Origin of the sequence: Desulfofundulus salinus (genome assembly GCF_003627965.1) — a bacterium.
GTDB lineage: Bacteria > Bacillota > Desulfotomaculia > Desulfotomaculales > Desulfovirgulaceae > Desulfofundulus > Desulfofundulus salinus.
In genome coordinates this window covers 2,563,135-2,580,846 of sequence record NZ_RBWE01000001.1, presented here as the reverse complement: position 1 = coordinate 2,580,846, position 17,712 = coordinate 2,563,135, and the positions used below count along the sequence as shown (strand labels likewise).

Below are 17,712 nucleotides of genomic sequence, written 5' to 3'. Positions count from 1 at the left end.
TCAGAGGGTGACGGCAGCCGGCCGGCACCGCGGGGTTGAAACGGGCCGGCCGGCGCTGCAGCCGGGCAGGAAGGGGGGAGGTTTTGTTCTTTCAACACCAGCCGAAGGGTGAGCGGGGTGAGAAATGAAAAGATGTACCAGTTGAGGCTCAAAATGGGCCTCAGCCAGCGGCAGGTAGCCGAAGCAGTGGGCATCAGCCAGAGCTCCTACGCCATGATCGAGGGCGGCCACCGCCACCCCCGCAAGGAGGTGGAGAAGAAACTGGCCGACTTCTTCGGCGTGACCGTGGACGAGCTTTTTTTTGGCCGGGATAATCACGGTTCGCGATTGGAGGAAGGTGAGCCGGAAGGCGGTGGCGGTGGAGCAAGGGGAAGCCCCGGCGACTGAAAGGCGGCAGCGGAAAAGGCATCGTTTACAGGTAGTGTCTGAAAGTTATCTTAGATTGAGAGGGGGATAAGAAAGAACGTGATTTTGATGGGCAAGAGCAAGTTCTTCATTTCCAGGAAGGCCGGGAGGAAGGCCGTTTCCGTCCTGGCTCTGCTCGCCATGCTCCTGACGCTTTTGCCGGCTGTGCCGGCGATGGCGGGCCAGGTGGGCAGCGTCAGCGTCACGGCTGGCAATCCTACGGCTGGGGCCGCGGGCGTCAGCTACACTGTCGCTTTTACCGCCACGAGCGGCCTAGAGCCGGGCGACGAGATCACCGTGGTCTTCCCCACCGGCTACGACGTAACCAATGCGTCCGTTACCGGGATAACCTATGATGGAAAAACCTATCAGCCGGCGGGAACATCGTTGGGCAACATTGTTAGAATTGGTATCCCGGCCGAGCTGACCGTGTCCGCGGGCGGTAAGGTGACCGTGGAATTTAGCGGAGTCAATAACCCTACCAAGGCGGGCAACTACCAGTTCGCCGTGAGGACCACGGTGGACACGACCACGGCCTACGGCAGCGTCACCATCGAACCAGCCGCGGCGGCGAAGATCGTCATCACTGAGCCGCAGAACGGAGCTAAGTTCGTCGCCAACCAGGTTGTACCGGTTAACTGCGTCATCCAGGACGTTTACGGCAATGTAACCACGATGGATAGCAACCTAACGCTAGAATTTACACTTACAGAGACCGTCGCCACTACCGTATACTCCGCCAAGCTCTACTCCGACTCCGAGGCGACCCAGGAGCTAACCGGTAATAAGCTCGTTATCGCTGCCGGCAATACCGGCGGTACCGCCTACCTGAAGGACACGGAGGCGGAGAACGTAACCATCGCAATTACGACTACGCCTGTGTTAACCCCCGAGCCGCAATCCATCACGATTACAGTTGAACAATACGGCACCTTGGCTAAGCTGGTGTTCGTCCAGCCGCCTGCCCAGCTCACAGCGGGAGATACCAGGAGCTTCACTCTGCAGCTCCAGGACGCCTACGGCAACGCGTTCCGTGCCGATAAAGATTACACTGTAACCCTGACCGCTCAGGGTGCCAACGCCGACACGGTAACGTGGGGCGGAAGCGGTGTTACTCAGCAAAGTGACAAGCTGAAGGCCACCGCCACGATCAGCTCTGGATCAAGTGACCTTACTTTCACCTTCAGTGACACCAAGGCTTCCGACAAGGTAACCATCACTGCCAGCATTGCCGAGCCGGCGCTTTCCGCCACTGTGGAGTTCAAGATCGTGCCTGCTGCCAACGAGCACTTCGTGGTCAAGGTGGCCGACGCCTATCCGGCTACCGGAGGTATTGAGATCAACTCCGACCAGCGCACGGAGGTAACCATCGAGGTGCAGGACAAGTACGGCAACCCGGTGCCGCAGGCGAGTCCTCTTACTGTAAACCTTACGTCTGATTCTAACACTGGCAACGCCAATTTCTATGCCGACGCCACAAGCGACACGGATATCACAACGGTAACCATCACTGCCGGCGCCTCCAGCGTGACCGTCTACTATTACGACAAGCTGCGGCCCGAGGACGGCGTGCAGAAGGACATTACAATTAGCGCCAGCGCCGGCATCGTCACTGGAAGCGCACCCGTCACGCTCATGGGTCCGCGCCCGGAGAAGCTTGAGATCGCCGGCGATGACTCCGTCGAGGTCAACCTGCGCCTGCCCTTGACCATCAGGTTGCTGGATCAGTACGGCAATCCCTACGCCGTCGCCCAGAACACGAACGTGACGTTGACGGACAACAAGGACGGCGAGTTCTACACCAGCCTCGTCGGCGGAACCAGTGTTCCCAGCGTGACCATTGCTGCTGGCAAGAGCGAGGCCACTGTCTACTACCGGCCCACGAGCGTTGGGCCGAACACGGTTACGGCTATTGCTAATGTTGCAGTAGAAGGAACGTCCGGGTTTAATGTTCAGGGCACCAAATCCGTCACCGTGCGCCCGGCCGGCCAGGTGGCAAACGCGCTGAGCATCACTGCAGAAACCATCACCGCCGGCACGACCGGAGAGGTGTCGATTAAGGTGACCGACCAGTACGGCAACCCGGTCGCCCAAAGTGCCGACCTCGTCGTGACCCTGAAGGCTGACTCGCCGACCGGCAAGTTCTACGACAAGGCTGAGGGCGGTACCGAAATTAGCACTGTGACCATTGCCAAGGACAAGAGCGAGACCACCGTCTACTACTACGACACGAAGGCCGGCGCCCAGAAGATAACGGTCAGCGCGCCTGGTCTCGATCCTGCTGAGGGCACCATCACCGTCGTTCCTGCCGAGCCAGCAAAGATCGCCGTTGTAGCGGACGGCTCGGTGGTGGTGAACGAGAGGGCCAAGATCACATTCACCGTCGTGGACCGGTTTGATAACCCCGTGGCTGTTGATGGTTCGTCTCTCACCCTGGTGCTGAGCTCCTCTTCAACCACCGGCCGGTTCGAGGACGAGAGCGGCAAGCAGATCACGCAGGTCACCGTCGCGGAAGGCCAAAGCTCTGCCACTGCCTATTACAAGGACAGCACGGCCGGTGAAGTGACCATCACGGCCAGGACCACCGGTCTGGAAGGCTCCGCGAAGCTGACGGTGCAGCCGGTACCGGCTCCGGACACCACGCCACCGACGGTGGAAGGCACGGATCCGCAGGATAAGGCCAGCGGCGTCGCGGTGGACAAGGTCATTACCGTGACCTTCAGCGAGGTCGTACAGCGGGGTAATAGCTTCAGCCAGATCGTCCTGAAGGACACTGCCGGTAACCCGGTGGACTGTGATGTGGCATTGACCGGCAAGGTTCTGACCATCGGCCCGAAGGAGAAACTTGCCTATAGCACCACCTACACCGTGATCATTCCTGCCGGCGCTGTGGCGGACCTGGCGGGCAACGCCCTGGCTCAGGACTACACCTTGAGCTTCAGCACAACCATGCCGACGGTAACGCTGAAGGCCGGCTGGAACCTGGTGTCGCTGCCGCTCATCCCGAACGAACCATCTATCGGGACTGTGCTGGCCAGCGTCTATGATAAGCTCGGGGCAGTCTGGAGCTATGATGCTGTCGCAGGCAAGTGGTCGTCCTACGCGCCGGGAGCGCCGAGCAGCCTCACGGTGATGCGTGACGGCAAGGGCTATTGGGTGAAGGTCAACGGCGACTGCTCCTTCGCCGTGGAAGGTGTAGAAATGCCTGTAGGCCCGCAGGTACCACCGAGCTACGAACTGGTGCCGGGCTGGAACCTCATCGGCTTCAAGTCCACGGTGCCCGAGAAGGCCAGCGAGTACCTGGCGGCGATGGCGGGCAAGTATACCGTGATTTACGGCTACGACGCGGCCACGCAGCGCTTCCATCAAGTGCTGGCGGGAGAGAACCTGCAACCTGGGAAGGGCTACTGGATCGCGGTGACCGCTCCGGGCTACATCTACCCGTAAGCTGCGCGGGAGGATGGTGTTGAATGATTCGTAAGTTGCTTAGTCTGCTGAAGCCGGCAGGAGCCTGCGGGCTCCTGCTGGCCCTAATCCTGATTTTCGGATTTGCCGGTTCCGCGTTAGCCTTACCTCCGGCCCCGCACCAGTTCTACGGCCAGGTAACCGTGGGAGGAGCGCCGGCCCAACAGGGTATTGAAGTGGTGGCTAAAATTGGAGGTGTCCAGTACGAGGCCACCACGGCGGATGCTCAAGGCAGATACGGATACGATATAGATGATCCGTTCTACGTTCCGGCCGACGACCCCGACACTCTCGACAAAGAAGGTGGGCGCGACGGGGAAACTGTAGAGTTCTACGTGGCCGGTGTTCTGGCCGGGAGCTGTGCGTTTAAATCTGGTGAGACAACGCCACTTAACCTCGCCATTGATGCACTGCCGGACACCACTGCGCCGGTGGTGGAAGCTGTTGACCCGGACAATGGTACAACCGATGTGCCTGTGGACCAGGTTGTCACCGTGACCTTTAGTGAGGACGTGCAGCAGGGTGATAGATTCGGCCAGATCGCCCTGAAGGACGCTGCCGGCAATACGGTGGACTGCAACGTGGCGTTGAGCGGCAAGGTGTTGACCATCGACCCGAACGATAACCTTGCCTACAGCACCAGTTACACCGTGGTCATCCCTGCCGGAGCGGTGGCGGACCTGGCGGGCAACGCCCTGGCGCAGGATTACGCCTTCAGCTTCACCACGGAGGCTGAGCCGGATACTATCGCACCGGCGGTGGAAGCTGTTGACCCGGTCGATGGTGCAACCAACGTGCCGGTAGGTACGTCCGTCACCGTGACCTTCAGCGAGGACGTGAAAGCGGGTGCTGCCTACGACGGCATTGCGCTCAAAGACGCTGAAGGTAACGCTGTTGCCGTAACCACGAACATTGAGGGCAAGGTGCTGACAATTAAGCCGGATGCTAACCTTGCCTACAGCACTAAGTACACCGTGATCATTCCAGCCGGAGCGGTAGCTGACTTGGCGGGCAACGCCCTGGCGCAGGATTACGCCTTCAGCTTTACAACGGAAGCTGAGCCGGATACTATCGCGCCGACGGTGGAAGCTGCTGAGCCGGTTGATGGTGCAACCAACGTGCCGGTGGTCGTGACCATCACCGTGACCTTCAGCGAGGACGTGCAGGAGGGTGATAGCTTCGGCCAGATCGCCCTCAAGGATGCTGAAGGCAACCCGGTGGACTGCAACGTGACCTTGAACGGCAATGTGCTGACCATCGACCCAAACGCTAACCTTGCCTACAGCACTGCCTACACCGTGACCATCCCTGCCGGCGCGGTGCAGGATGCGGCGGGTAATGAGCTGGCTGACGGATACGCCTTCGGTTTCACCACGGAGGCCGAACCTGACAACATTGCGCCGGCGGTGGAGGCTACTGAGCCGGCCGATGGCGCAACTGACGTGCCGGTAAGTACGTCCGTCACCGTGACCTTCAGTGAGGATGTGAATGCGGGTGCTGCCTATGACGGTATCGAGCTCAAAGACGCTGAAGGTAACACCGTTGCCGTGACCAGGAGCATTGAGAGCAAAGTCCTCACTATTAAGCCGGATGTTAACCTTGACTACAGCACCACCTACACCGTGACCATTCCTGCTGGCGCGGTGCAGGATGCGGCGGGCAATGGGCTGGCTGAGGAGTACACCTTCAGCTTCACCACTCAGGGTGCTTCCGGTGAGGAGCAGCAGCCTGGCGAGGTAACAACCCCTGAAGAAGGTACCACTGAAGAGGGTACCGCTCCGGAAGAGGAGCAGCAGCCTTCCACTGGTGGTGTTGACGAACAGCCTCCCGGTGAAGTGACGGATCTAACCGTAAGTCCACAGCCCGGTGCCGGGCGGTTCAGCATCAGCTTCACTGCACCGTCTGATTCGGACCTGCGCGGGGTAGCAGTTTACGCGACCGTCTACGGCAGCAACGATTGGGAACAAGTAAATTTTGGTGATGACGAGGCATCCCTCTTTGAATGTCAGCCTGGTGAATCTGTCGATATCTGGGTTCAGGTTCCCGGCAACCTCGTCCTCGGAAGCGACGAGGTCCAGTTCAAAGTGGTAGCTGTTGATTACTCGGGCAACGAATCGCAAGGGGTAGTGGCCGATAACGCCGGGCAGGGCTACCCGGTGCTGGCTTACTGGGAGTTAACGCCAGGTCCAGAAGGATGGAGAACCTTCTCCGTGCCGGTGCAGCTCGCCGGCGGCCAGAAGCTGCTGGGCGACGTGATCGACCTCGGTAAGGTGGACATCGCTTACAAGTTCGACGCGGCTAGCCAGCAGTGGGTGCAGGTCACCGCGGACAACAACACCATCCAGCCCCTCGAGGCGGTTTACGTCAAGCTGAAGGAACCCGTCCTCGCTGTGATCAAGCCGGCCACGGAACCGACCAATCCGCCGGTAAGGAATTTGCTCAAGGGCTGGAACCTGGTCGGGTTCACGAAAGCTGATAACGTTTACGATGCCCTTTATTCTGTCCGTGAACGCTGGAGTGTGGCAGTAAGCCCGGCGGTCAACCCCGACCCATGGGCGGTAACACCGCGCCAGAATGCGGCGGTGAAAACTCACTACGGCTACTGGGTATACATGGACGAGTCGGGCAATCTGGCCGGCTTCAGTACAACGCCGGTAACGGTTGGAACGTATCCTTTTGAAAGGGAATAACAGTTAATCGCTGTTGCAGTTTGGCAGGTCAAAGTGCGTATGGACTAACGCCCGAGTGTGAGGGCCGCGCCACCCGGCGCGGCCCTCTACGCAGGGAAGAAATGAGTGTAAGGAGGGATGCTTTCTTGAAAAAAGCCCTGCGTTACCAATCTACGCTGCTGGTTTTTGTCTTTGTGTTTACACTGTTACTGCCAGGGTTCGCCTTGGCACAAGAAGTTCCGCCATTACCCGCGGCCTACTACGGAAGCGTGAAGGACGCCAGCGGTCAGGGCGTGTCGTCCGGCAAGGTGGAGGCCTATATTGAAGGGCGCAAGGTGGGCGAGATTGATTTTAGCAATGGTTTTTACGGAGGTACGGGCGGCCTCGACCCGAAGCTGGTGGTTTCCGGAACAGTGGCGGACCGCGGCAAAACGGTTACCTTTAAGGTAGTCACCAGTGGGCAGAAGCTTGACGCCACGGCCAGTCCAGCGGTGGTGTGGCAGCCTGGCGACGTGCGCCGGGTGGACTTGACCGTAGCTGCGGCTCCGCAGCCGCCGCATGACACCAACCCGCCGGCGGTGGCCTCCACCGACCCGACCAATAACGCCACAAACGTCCCGGTGAACAAGACGATCACCATTACCTTCACGGAGGACGTCCAGGAGGGGCCGCAGTACGCGGGCATCTCCCTGGTGGACGACCAGAACAACGCCGTAACCCTGCAGAAGAGCATCTCCGGCAGGGTTTTGACCTTGAAGCCCGCATCTGACCTGGCCTACTACAAGCACTACACCGTCACCATCCCTGCGGGTGCGGTCAAGGACGCGGCGGGGAACGAACTGGCTCAGGCCTGCGTGTTCAGCTTCACCACCGCCGTTCAGGCGGGATCGAAGGTTGAGATAAGCGTGCCTTCTGACGGCAAGCTGGACAACTTCACCGTGCCGCCTGGCGTCTCCAGCGCGGTACTGAACCAGGGCGGCGCCCAGCTGGAGATCCCGCAGGGAGCCTTTAGCGGCGCGGCTGCGATCACCTTCAAACCCGTGGACAAGACGGGGCTTCCCGGGTCCAGCGCCATCGGCCAGGTCTTTGAAATCAAGATCGAGAATGTGACCCTATCGCAGCCGGTCATCTTGCGGCTGCCCGCGCCGGCAGGCGATCGGGTGCGGGTGTTCAAGCTGGTGGGCGACCGCTGGGTTAACCTCGGCGGCACTGTAAGCGGCGGGTATGTAGAGGTCAGCCAGACCTCCTTCAGCATCTTTACCACCGCCAGTGCCCCGGTACCTCCTACGGCGAGTCCCGCTCCCGGTACCTACACGGGCAGCGTGCAGGTGACCCTGGCTGCGGAATCCGGCGCCACCATCCTTTACGGGCTGAACGCCGCCCCGCAGACCACCTACACGGCGCCCATCACGCTGACGTCAAGCACTGCCATTCGCGCTGTGGCCGTGAAGGACTCCCTGACCAGTGATGAGGCGAGCTTTGCCTACACCGTAACTGCCTCCTCCGGCGGTAGCAGCGGCGGTGGCGGCGGCACAGTGAAACCATACGTCTCCACCACCGACCCGGCTGATAAAGCCACCGGCGTGCCCGTGGACAAAGAAATAAAGATTTTGTTCAACGAGATCGTCACTGAAGGCAATGATTTTGCAAAAATCACTTTAAAGGATGCTGCCGGCAAGGCCGTGGAAGTGACCGCGCGCATTGACGGGAGTGCCCTCTACATCAAGCCGAAGGCGGCTCTTGACAACGGCGCGACCTATACCGTGGTCATCCCCGCCGGTGCGGTGAAGGACAGGGAGGGTTACGGCTTGTCCAGCGACTACACCTTCACCTTCACCACCGTTGCGGAGCAGCCCAAGCCGCCCGCGGAGCAGCCCAAGCCTGAGTTCAAGGACATGGCCGGCCACTGGGCGGAGGCCACCGTGGTTAAGCTGGCCGGCATGGGCGTGATCGGCGGCTATGAGGACGGCACCTTCAGGCCCAACAACAAGATCACCCGGGCCGAGATTACCTCGATTCTGGTGCGGGCCTTGAAGCTGCAGCCGGCGGATGATTCTGCCCTCAAGTTTGTTGACAACAGTGCCATACCCGCCTGGGCCCGCGGCGCAGTGGCTGCGGCGATTAAGGAGGGTCTGGTGAGGGGCTATCCCGTGCAGGGCGGCGTGGCGTTCAAAGCCGCCAACCCCGTTACCAGGGCCGAGCTGGCCGCCATCTTAAGCCGGGTGCTTGAAGACAGGCTGGGTGAAATAACCGGTCAACCGGTGCAATTTGCCGATGCGGCAAAAATCCCGGCCTGGGCGAAGGATGCGGTGAATACCGCAGCTGCAGCCGGAGTGGTGGGCGGTTATCAGGACGGCACCTTCCGGGCCCAGAACAATGTTACCAGGGCTGAGGCCGCGTCCATGATCCTGCGCCTGCTGGAAAAAATAGAATAAAACCGTTTCTTACCGGAGGCGCTCAACTCTGGGCGCCTCCGTGATATTTTTGCAAAACTATTGCAGCTGGTGATTGCAATTAAACACGTAATGTGATAAGATTTTGGCGGCAGCTAAATGCAGCTTTTACAAATTTTAAGGGGGGATTCTGTGCGCGGTAAGACGGTATTGGTGGTGATGCTGGCCCTGCTGTTTGCCCTGGCCGCGGCCGGCGTTGCGGCGGCCCAAAACGCCGGGGAAATTCCGCCCCTTCCCGCGGCCTACTATGGTTCCGTGAATAACACGGCCGGCCAGCCGGTGGAGTCGGGCACGGTGGAGGCCTACATCGGCGGAAAGAAGTGCGGTCAAATTGATATTTCCCGCGGCCTGTACGGCGGCCCGGGAGGTTTCGACCCCAAACTGGTGGTGGCCGGTACGGCTGATGATCAGGGGCGGCCGGTGGACTTCATGGTGGTCGTCAACGGTACTGCGTATACGGCTCAGGCCAGCCCCGCAGTTACGTGGACCAGCGGCGATGTCCGCCAGGTGAACCTGACGGTCGATCTGAATGCCGGCAGCGGGTCGGGTAGTCCGGGAAGCTCAGGAGGGACCGGTGGCTCCAGCGGGACCGGCGGGTCCGGTGCTTCCGGTGGTGGCAGCTCAAGCGATACCATTGCCCCGGTCTTGCTCAGTTCAAATCCGGGCAGTGGGGCTACCGGGGTGGCTGTGGATGAGACTTTCACTTTAACTTTTGATGAGGATTTGGCTGCAGACAGTGTTCAGGCAGAATTCATTGATCAAGTCACAAAGCGGGCTGTAGCCGCAAGTGCATCTGTCGACGGCAGGGTTTTAAAAGTGAAGCCTTCTGCAGCGCTTGCTTACGACACCAGCTACACTTTGCAGGTGACCGTGAAAGACCGGGCCGGTAATAAAAAGGAAGTGACCGTTGATTTCCGGACTGCAGTGAAGCCTGCAGCGGGTACCGGTTCCGGCAGCGGGCCCGGTGGTGGAACAGTTGGCACTCAGCCGGCAGACGGGCAAAAGCCTTCTATAACTGCAAGGTTCAAGGATATGCAGGGCCACTGGGCCGCTGAAACGGTGTCTAAGCTGGCCGGTATGGGCGTGATCGGCGGCTATGAGGACGGCACGTTCCGGCCCAACAACAAGATCACCCGGGCGGAAATCGCCTCCATCCTGGCACGGGCGTTGAAGCTGCAGCCGGTGGAAGAGACTGCCCTGAACTACACAGACAAAAACGCCATCCCGGCCTGGGCGCGCGGGGCCGTTGCCGCCGCGGCTGAGGAAGGCCTTTTGAAGGGCTATCCCGTACAGGGCGGTGTGGCCTTTAAGGCCGGCAATCCGGTCACCCGGGTCGAACTGGCGGCCATCTTGAGCCGGGTGCTGGAGGCCGGGCAGGGCACGGTAACCGGTCAGGCGGTGAAATTTACCGATGCAGCCGCGATCCCGGCCTGGGCGAAAAACGCGGTGAATACCGCTGCCGCGTCGGGTATAGTAGGGGGGTACCCGGATGGCAGCTTCAAGGCGGGCAGCAGTGTCACGCGGGCGGAAGCCAGTGCCATGATCCTGCGGCTTTTGGAAAAGCTAAACGGGTAATCCCGCAGGGCCTTCGGGAGATGTAAAATCTCCCGGGGGCCTTTTTGATAGATGGTGCCAGGCACTTAACTTATTAACTTATCGAGCCCAGGTCCCGCGCCGGCGGGACCACCCCGGCATCCGTTCCGTGTGGTATAATTCAGAAAGGGAGATAAGCTAATTTTTTAAAGGCTGGTGGGGATCTTACGAGTTATCTAGAAAAGGGTGAGCGAACAAAGGGTGAGCGAACGTAAATGCCCAGGATAGACATACCAATAAAGCGGCTGAGCTCACTTCCAGACCATGGGACCCCTAAAAGTGGCACGCAAAAAACCAGGAAGTATCTTTCCGCGATCGCCTTCATGCTGGAAAGCAAAAGTCCCTACCGCCCGCGGCTGGCAAGGGAGGCGGGAGGCAGGCGCAGAAAACCCGCAACTTCGAAATGAATGTCGAATGCCGCTGCTTCGGTGATTCCCAGGCGTCGCATAAGTGCAAAACTCGTACAGTCCGTAAAACTGAATTTCTGATCGCTGTACCTGGAAAAGATTTCCCACGCCGACTCTTCGTCTTCCGGCGTTATGCGTAAAATATCTACAAGTTTACTTTTTCGCAGGCTCTGCCCATATGTAACCGCCACGCGGTGACCAAAATTATATCGCAGGATGGTCATCAATTCATCAAAAATAAAATTCGTCGTCACAAGAGGAACCGGGGGGTTCTCCAGGAACTGGACCGCTTCACGATGATGGGGGTCGTCTGCGTAGGCGTGGGCGTAAAAAAAGCTGGTATCCACGAAAATCTGCCGCAACATATCACGTCCTGTAAAGAGCTTCATCTAAACTTTCGCTGATCAAGTTTTTGAGTAATGGCTCACGGGCGATCCCTGCTGCTTCGAGAAGAGGTTCCTTTGCGTTTTGTCCGCTTTTATTTGCCTTGCTGGTAATGAGTTCCCGTAAAACGGCTGATATGGAGCAGCCCTGCCGGGAGGCCAGTTCACGCAGGAACTGGTACTGCCACTCTTCCACTACCACCTGCATGCGCCTCATACAAGCATCACCTTAAGCTATAGTTATTACACACTTAATTGTTACACATTACACATCTATTGTCAAGTAATGCCACTGCCAATAAGTGGAGAAGTCCTACATTCTGCAGGACTTCAGCGAGAAAGAAGCAGACATCGGGTGGAAAAGATGATTACGAACCTGGAAATAACCCTTGAAGAGATGCAGCAGCAGGCAGAGATGCGCGGGTTAATTAAAGGCAGGGCTGAAGGCGAGGCCAGGGGTAAGGTTGAAGCAAAGCAGGACGCCATCTGCAAGTACCTCAGGAGGAGGTTTGGTGATGCATCCGCCGGCCTGCAGCGGAAGGTCCGGGAGATGACCAGCCTGGAAGTGCTGGACGGCGTGATGGAGGAATTGTTTGCCGCCAACACCCTGGAAGAGGCGCAGGCCATCATCAGGGACGGCATGGAGAGGTTTATGCAGTGAGGGAAACGACATAATTGCAGGGAGAGCTCATCCCCGCAGCCCGCATGTTATAAGGCTTGCGGGGATTTTATTAGGAATCGATGTAAGAAGTTATAGAACTGCGTCCTGGAACCTCACCGGACGGAACCAGTTAGGATTGGTTATAAAAGACCCTACCGGCTTCCCCTTTGGCTGGATAAATGACATTGCTTTAGGCCATGATTCCGCGGCATTTGGGCACCCCGAGCATTAGGGATTTTGACACGCCGGAGGGCGAAGTAATGCGGACCCGAAGCGAATGGCTTCAACTATTTTCGAGCCAGGCCCCAGCCGAAAGCTCCTCCGCAGGCCACCGGTAGGGCTTTACCTTGTCTCCGGACGTTACACTTCTTCCAGGAGCCGGGCGAACTCTTCGAGGCTCTTCACCCTGACGCTTTTCTTGAGCAGGGAACGGAGCACCGCCGGGTCGTCAATGGCGGCCAGCTTCTTGCCCATACCTTTTTTGACTCGGCCGAAGCGTTCCTCCAGGACTTCCTGGATGTCCCTTTGCAGCGTCTCGATCTCTCCCTCGAGCTTTCCCGCCTTCCTGCCCTTTTCCAGGCCTTCCGCCAGGCCCTTTTCCAGGCCTTCCGCCAGGCCTTCTTTTCGGCCTCTCTCCAGGCCTTCGTTTATCCATTCCTGGACAATACTGGCTTCCTGCAGCATCTCCATTTCCCCCTTGAAAAACTCGAGCAAAAAATCGCGACTGAAGTAGCGCGCCGCCACGGTGATAGCCACCGACAGGGCATCGGCCCGGTGCTTCTCGTCGCCGATGGCCAGGACCAGTTCTCTAGTTCTGGCCAGGGCAGCTTCTTCTTTACCGTTTTCGGCCAGCAGGACGAGCAGGGGAGCGAGCTCCTTCAGCTCGCCGCCGGCAATGGCTTCTTCGTATTCCCAGAGCCTGATGACCCGGTAGGTGAAGGTGTGGACCGCCCTGCTCCGGAAGGTCACGGCATAGGCTTCGGGTAAACGGCGGTATTCCTGCCGCGCCAGGTAAATGACTGCCGAGATGGCCGGTCGCCGGTAGGCGGCGGTCAGGAGCGCGTTGTAAGTGAACATCCGTTCCGGCAGGTCGGTCTCGTGCTGGAGCTGGAATTCGAGGTGCAGCAGGTACTCCTGGTCATCCAGGCGCAGGCCGTAGACGAAATCGAGCCGCCTTTCCGGGAGGTTGATCTCCGGGTTTTCGATGGTGGCCACTGCCACCCCTTTTGTGGAGCCCAGGACAAGTTTGACAAAGGGTTTCGGGTAACGGCGGGCCAAAGCCTTGAGGCTTCGGTCAATGACATTAACGGCCAACAATCCCAGTCCTCTCAACGGCAGGCAATTAAATCTTGTGTGTATACTATATCTATTATATCATGCCGCGGGCGGCGGCAGGAAGATGGAATTGACGGTTTCAGATTTTGGCTCGCGCGCAGAATCTGGTATAATAAGGTTGACAAGAATAAACGGGGCGGGGGTGGGGGGATTGGCGGAGATCAGGGGGATCAACCGGACCAACGACTACGCCTTTAAGCGGATCTTCGGGTCGGAAGAAGGGAAAGAGGCGCTGCTGAGTTTTCTCAACGCGGTACTGAAGTTACCGTCCGGCCGGGAACTGACCGGCGTGGAACTGCTGGACCGGGAGATAGACCCAAGATACCTGCTGGACCGCGGCGCCAGGCTGGACGTCCTGGCCCGTACGAAAGAAGGCACGCTCATCAACATCGAAGTCCAGGTGACCAACCAGTACAACATTGACAAGCGGACCATGTACTACTGGGCGGGGCTGTACCACGGGCAGCTGACCAGCGGTCAGAAGTTCGCCGACCTGCGCAAAACCGTGACCATAAACATTCTGGCCTTTGACTGGTTCCGGGGTGACGGGCGGTACCACCGGGCCTTCCACGTGCGGGACGATGAGAGCGGTGAGCTGTTGTGCGACGACCTGGAGATCCACTTTCTGGAGCTGGAGAAGATAAAGACGATCAAACGCAGGCCGAAGGATGCGCTGGAGGCGTGGATGATGTACCTGAGCAACCTGGAAGGAGAAGAGATGGAGGCGATAGCCATGGAGAACCCGGGGATCAGGAAAGCGTTGACCATCGAGAAAGCCTTCTGGCAGAGCAAGAAGGAACGCAGGCTCTACGAGCTGAGGGAGAAGGCCATGCGGGATGAGATTTCCGCCCTGGCCGGCGCCAGAGCCGAGGGCGAGGCCAAGGGCAAAGTCACGATGGCCCAGGAAGCCATCTGCAAGTACCTTGACGCCAGGTTTGGGGAGGCCTCACGGGACCTGCAGGAGCGGGTCAGGCAGATCGACAGGCTGGAGGCCCTGGACAAGATCATCAACAGGATTTATACCGCCGGCTCGCTGGAAGAGGCGGGTTCCGTGATCGACGATGCCGTGAAGTAACTGAATCATTGTTACACATTACACATCTATTGTCAAGTAATGCCCTGCCAATAAGTGGAGAAGTCCTACATCCTGCAGGACTTCAGCGAGAAAGAAGCAGACATCGGGTGGAAAAGATGATTACGAACCTGGAAATAGCCCTTGAAGAGATGCAGCAGCAGGCAGAGATGCGCGGGTTAATTAAAGGCAGGGCCGAAGGCGAGGCCAGGGGCAAGGTTGAAGCAAAACAGGACGCCATCTGCAAATACCTCAGGAGGAGGTTCGGTGATGCATCCGCCGGCCTGCAGCAGGAAGTCCGGGAGATGACCAGCCTGGAAGTGCTGGACGGCATCATGGAGGAATTGTTTGCCGCCAACACCCTGGAAGAGGCGCAGGCCGACAATCATGTGGACGTGGTCATCTCCAACTGTGTGATCAATCTGGCCGCGGACAAAAGCAGGGTGCTCCGGGAAGCCTTCCGGGTGCTCAAACCCGGCGGGCGCCTGGCCGTTTCCGACATGGTGTGGCGTCGTGAGGTACCCCACGGGCTGCGGCAAGATGTCGAGCTGTGGGCGGGCTGCGTGGCCGGCGCCCCGACGGAAGAAGAGTACCGCCGCCTGCTGGAAGCGGCCGGTTTCACCGGGGTATCCATAGAGGTAATCCGGGTCTTCAGCCCATCGGACTTCCCGGAAGGAACTTTGCCGGAGGAAATGAAACAGCAGCTGGCCCTCTATGAAGGTGCCCTGGTCAGCGCCTTCATCCGGGCGCAAAAGCCCCTGTATTCACCCCCAAATGTGTAAAAAGTATGGTAAAATAATAAAGCATCAAAATCTCATCAACTGTAGCAGGGGTGTTTTTTTATGCGTATTGGTCGTTTTCATCACAGGGGAGAAATTTTCTACGGCATAGTTGAAGGTGACACGGTTTTACCGGTGGCCGATCCCTTTCAATCTTTGGAACCGGTATCCGGGCGGCAGTTCGCCCTGCCGGAGCTGGACCTGCTGGCTCCCTGCCTGCCCACCAAGGCGGTGTGTGTGGGGCTCAATTACCGGGACCACGCCCTGGAGCTGGGTATGGCCCTGCCGGATGAGCCGGTCCTGTTCCTGAAGCCGTCCACCGCCGTGATCGGCCCCGGGGAACCCATTGTTTACCCGGCCATGAGCCATCAGGTGGACTACGAGGCCGAACTGGCGGTGGTGATCGGGAAAAAGGCGCGGCAGGTGCGGGAGGAAGAAGCGGCCGGGTACATACTGGGCTATACCTGTGCCAACGACGTTACCGCCCGGGACCTCCAGAAAAAGGACGGGCAGTGGACCCGGGCCAAGTCGTTTGACACCTTCCTGCCCCTGGGTCCCTACATCGTCACCGGCGTCGACCCGGGAGACAGGGAAGTTTCGCTCTACCTCAACGGGGAGCGAAAACAGCATTCCTCCACGTCCCAGTTGATCTTTCCGGTATACCGGCTGGTCAGTTTTATCTCCCGCATCATGACCCTTTTGCCCGGGGATATCATCCTTACCGGTACGCCTGCAGGGGTGGGGCCGGTGCAGCCGGGGGACACGGTAGAGGTGGTTATATCCGGCATCGGCCGGCTGGCCAACCCGGTAGTCAAAAAATAAAATAACCGTTCCAAATTTTGCTTGACGTTGCCGGGCCGGTGTGGTAGAATCCCATATAAACAATAACTGAATAGTCAAACAGGTGCCCCGCAGGGGGAGAATAGGGAAGTCCGGACGGGTGGCATACCACCCGGAAACGGCGCGGTCCCGCCACTGTAGTCGGGGAGCTTATCCCGGTCACTGGGGTTTGGCCGGGAAGGCCGGGATAAAAAGCGATGATCCGTTAGCCAGGAGACCTGCCTGTTTGAGAGAATGGCTGCTCTCGCGCGAAAGGGCGGCCGTGCGCGGAGGATGATGGTAAAGTCCTCAGCCAGGTAAAGTTTTGGCTGGGGACTTTTTATTTTAACCAAACGGAGGTGTCGCGAAATGCCAACGCAAATGGCCAGGGCCCTGGCCGGTGAGATTACCCCGGAAATGAAAAGGGTGGCCGGGCGGGAGGGGGTGGATCCGGAGTTCGTTCGCCGGGGAGTGGCTCAAGGCACCATCGTCATACCCCGCAACCGCGCGAGAAAGAACATCGATCCCGTGGGCATCGGAACGGGCTTTGCCGTGAAGGTAAGCGCCAGTGTGGGCCTGGCGGCGGAAGGGGACACCATCGAGGGCGAGGTCGCTAAAGTACGGGCGGCCGTGGAAGCCGGCACTGATGCCATTATGGATTTGAGTGTGTGCGGGGATATTGACGGTGCCCGGCGGGCCGTGCTGGCGGCAACGACCACGCCCGTGGGTACCCTGCCCGTGTACCAGGCCCTTGCCGAGGCCCGGGAGAAGTACGGGGCGGCGGTAAAAATGAAGGTGGACGAAATGTTCGAAGTTATCGAGCGGCAGGCCGCCGACGGGGTGGATTTTCTGGCCCTGCACTGCGCCACCACCTGGCAGACCCTGCGGGCGGCCAGAAAGCACCGCCGCGTCGATTACCTGGTCAGTCATGGGGGCAGCCACTTAATGGGCTGGATGATTTACAACCAGCAGGAGAATCCCCTTTACGAGCATTTCGACCGGCTGCTGGAGATCTGCCGCCGCTACGATGTTACCTTGAGCCTGGCCGATGGGTGGCGTCCAGGCTGCCTGGCCGACTCCCTGGACGCGGCCCAGGTGCAGGAGCTGGTGGTGCTGGGGGAACTGGTGGCCCGGGCCCGGAAGCAGCAGGTGCAGGTGATGGTCAAAGGGCCGGGGCACGTCCCCCTGGGGCACCTGAAGGCCACCGTGCAGCTGGAAAAGCAGCTCTGCCACGGCGCGCCCTATTTTGTCTTCGGCCCGGTGGTTACGGATATCGCTCCGGGATACGACCATATTACGGCGGCCATCGGCGGGGCGCTTTCGGCCTGGGCCGGGGCGGAGTTTCTCTGTTATGTCACTGCCGCGGAGCACCTGGGACTGCCCGGTGTGGAGCAGGTGCGGGAAGGGGTCATTGCCGCCCGCATTGCCGCCCATGCAGCCGACGTGGCCAGGGAGCCCCGGGCGGCGCAGTGGGACCTGGAAATGTCCCGGGCACGCAAGGCCCTGGACTGGGACAGGCAAATCGAACTGGCCCTAGATTCCCGCCGGGCCGGTGCCCTTCGCCGGGAGCGCAGCCACGGTTCTCACCGGGCATGTGCCATGTGCGGCAGGTACTGCGCCATGCAGGTGGTAGGGGAATACCTGGGCAAAGAGCAGGGGGTGTGTTAGGTT

The 17,712-nt window shown here is 59.3% G+C and carries 13 protein-coding genes and 1 riboswitch; of the genes, 10 read left to right on the top strand and 3 right to left on the bottom strand.

The window, feature by feature from the left end; genetic code table 11:
• The first annotated feature begins 117 nt into the window (after window positions 1–117).
• The 5 genes from D7024_RS13035 to D7024_RS13015 all read left to right on the top strand — a co-directional run bounded on the left by D7024_RS13035 (window position 118) and on the right by D7024_RS13015 (window position 10,567).
• Window positions 118–387 carry a helix-turn-helix domain-containing protein gene (locus tag D7024_RS13035; protein WP_243113784.1) on the top strand — a complete coding sequence of 90 codons (270 nt, stop codon included), beginning with the start codon at window positions 118–120 and terminating at the stop codon, window positions 385–387.
• Between the two features lie 87 nt (window positions 388–474).
• Complete coding sequence (locus tag D7024_RS14875; RefSeq protein WP_243113858.1) at window positions 475–3,852, top strand: Ig-like domain-containing domain; 3,378 nt, start codon at window positions 475–477, stop codon at window positions 3,850–3,852.
• Window positions 3,853–3,875: 23 nt separating this feature from the next.
• On the top strand, window positions 3,876–6,560 hold the full coding sequence (locus D7024_RS13025) for an Ig-like domain-containing protein (protein WP_121452177.1): 2,685 nt from the start codon (window positions 3,876–3,878) through the stop codon (window positions 6,558–6,560).
• Between the two features lie 125 nt (window positions 6,561–6,685).
• Window positions 6,686–8,974 carry an Ig-like domain-containing protein gene (locus D7024_RS13020; protein WP_165859371.1) on the top strand — a complete coding sequence of 763 codons (2,289 nt, stop codon included), beginning with the start codon at window positions 6,686–6,688 and terminating at the stop codon, window positions 8,972–8,974.
• 150 nt (window positions 8,975–9,124) lie between these two features.
• A complete protein-coding gene (locus D7024_RS13015; RefSeq protein ID WP_165859370.1) occupies window positions 9,125–10,567 on the top strand; it encodes an S-layer homology domain-containing protein in 1,443 nt (480 codons plus the stop codon).
• A 361-nt stretch (window positions 10,568–10,928) separates the two neighbouring features.
• Here D7024_RS13015 and D7024_RS13010 read toward each other — a convergent pair whose 3' ends face one another.
• Both D7024_RS13010 and D7024_RS13005 read right to left on the bottom strand, forming a co-directional pair.
• Window positions 10,929–11,357 carry a type II toxin-antitoxin system VapC family toxin gene (locus D7024_RS13010; protein ID WP_243113783.1) on the bottom strand — a complete coding sequence of 143 codons (429 nt, stop codon included), beginning with the start codon at window positions 11,355–11,357 and terminating at the stop codon, window positions 10,929–10,931.
• 1 nt (window position 11,358) lies between these two features.
• Window positions 11,359–11,592 carry a hypothetical protein gene (locus D7024_RS13005; RefSeq protein ID WP_121452174.1) on the bottom strand — a complete coding sequence of 78 codons (234 nt, stop codon included), beginning with the start codon at window positions 11,590–11,592 and terminating at the stop codon, window positions 11,359–11,361.
• A gap of 147 nt (window positions 11,593–11,739) precedes the next feature.
• Between D7024_RS13005 and D7024_RS13000 the strand changes: the two genes are divergently transcribed.
• Complete coding sequence (locus tag D7024_RS13000) at window positions 11,740–12,036, top strand: DUF4351 domain-containing protein (RefSeq protein ID WP_243113782.1); 297 nt, start codon at window positions 11,740–11,742, stop codon at window positions 12,034–12,036.
• A gap of 360 nt (window positions 12,037–12,396) precedes the next feature.
• On the opposite strand, the gene D7024_RS12995 is transcribed toward D7024_RS13000, so the two are convergent.
• Window positions 12,397–13,353 carry an RpnC/YadD family protein gene (locus tag D7024_RS12995; protein WP_121452173.1) on the bottom strand — a complete coding sequence of 319 codons (957 nt, stop codon included), beginning with the start codon at window positions 13,351–13,353 and terminating at the stop codon, window positions 12,397–12,399.
• Between the two features lie 169 nt (window positions 13,354–13,522).
• Between D7024_RS12995 and D7024_RS12990 the strand changes: the two genes are divergently transcribed.
• The 4 genes from D7024_RS12990 to thiC all read left to right on the top strand — a co-directional run bounded on the left by D7024_RS12990 (window position 13,523) and on the right by thiC (window position 17,709).
• A complete protein-coding gene (locus D7024_RS12990) occupies window positions 13,523–14,446 on the top strand; it encodes an Rpn family recombination-promoting nuclease/putative transposase (protein WP_243113781.1) in 924 nt (307 codons plus the stop codon).
• Window positions 14,447–14,562: 116 nt separating this feature from the next.
• The gene (locus tag D7024_RS15450) at window positions 14,563–15,225 is read left to right on the top strand and encodes a class I SAM-dependent methyltransferase (protein ID WP_207666934.1); all 663 of its coding nucleotides are present in this window, start codon (window positions 14,563–14,565) and stop codon (window positions 15,223–15,225) included.
• Between the two features lie 60 nt (window positions 15,226–15,285).
• Window positions 15,286–16,044, top strand: coding sequence for a fumarylacetoacetate hydrolase family protein (locus D7024_RS12980; RefSeq protein ID WP_121452171.1), 759 nt, complete (start codon window positions 15,286–15,288; stop codon window positions 16,042–16,044).
• A gap of 63 nt (window positions 16,045–16,107) precedes the next feature.
• Window positions 16,108–16,302: riboswitch (cobalamin riboswitch) on the top strand.
• A 108-nt stretch (window positions 16,303–16,410) separates the two neighbouring features.
• A complete protein-coding gene (gene thiC, locus D7024_RS12975) occupies window positions 16,411–17,709 on the top strand; it encodes a phosphomethylpyrimidine synthase ThiC (RefSeq protein WP_121452170.1) in 1,299 nt (432 codons plus the stop codon).
• Window positions 17,710–17,712: the final 3 nt, after the last annotated feature.

Coding starts and splice junctions, on each gene's coding strand:
- D7024_RS14875 (WP_243113858.1), top strand. CDS start 475: ATGGGCAAGAGCAAGTTCTTCATTTCCAGGAAGGCCGGGAGGAAGGCC.
- D7024_RS13025 (WP_121452177.1), top strand. CDS start 3,876: ATGATTCGTAAGTTGCTTAGTCTGCTGAAGCCGGCAGGAGCCTGCGGG.
- D7024_RS13010 (WP_243113783.1), bottom strand. CDS start 11,357: ATGTTGCGGCAGATTTTCGTGGATACCAGCTTTTTTTACGCCCACGCC.
- D7024_RS13005 (WP_121452174.1), bottom strand. CDS start 11,592: ATGAGGCGCATGCAGGTGGTAGTGGAAGAGTGGCAGTACCAGTTCCTG.
- D7024_RS13000 (WP_243113782.1), top strand. CDS start 11,740: ATGATTACGAACCTGGAAATAACCCTTGAAGAGATGCAGCAGCAGGCA.
- D7024_RS15450 (WP_207666934.1), top strand. CDS start 14,563: ATGATTACGAACCTGGAAATAGCCCTTGAAGAGATGCAGCAGCAGGCA.
- D7024_RS12980 (WP_121452171.1), top strand. CDS start 15,286: ATGCGTATTGGTCGTTTTCATCACAGGGGAGAAATTTTCTACGGCATA.
- thiC (WP_121452170.1), top strand. CDS start 16,411: ATGCCAACGCAAATGGCCAGGGCCCTGGCCGGTGAGATTACCCCGGAA.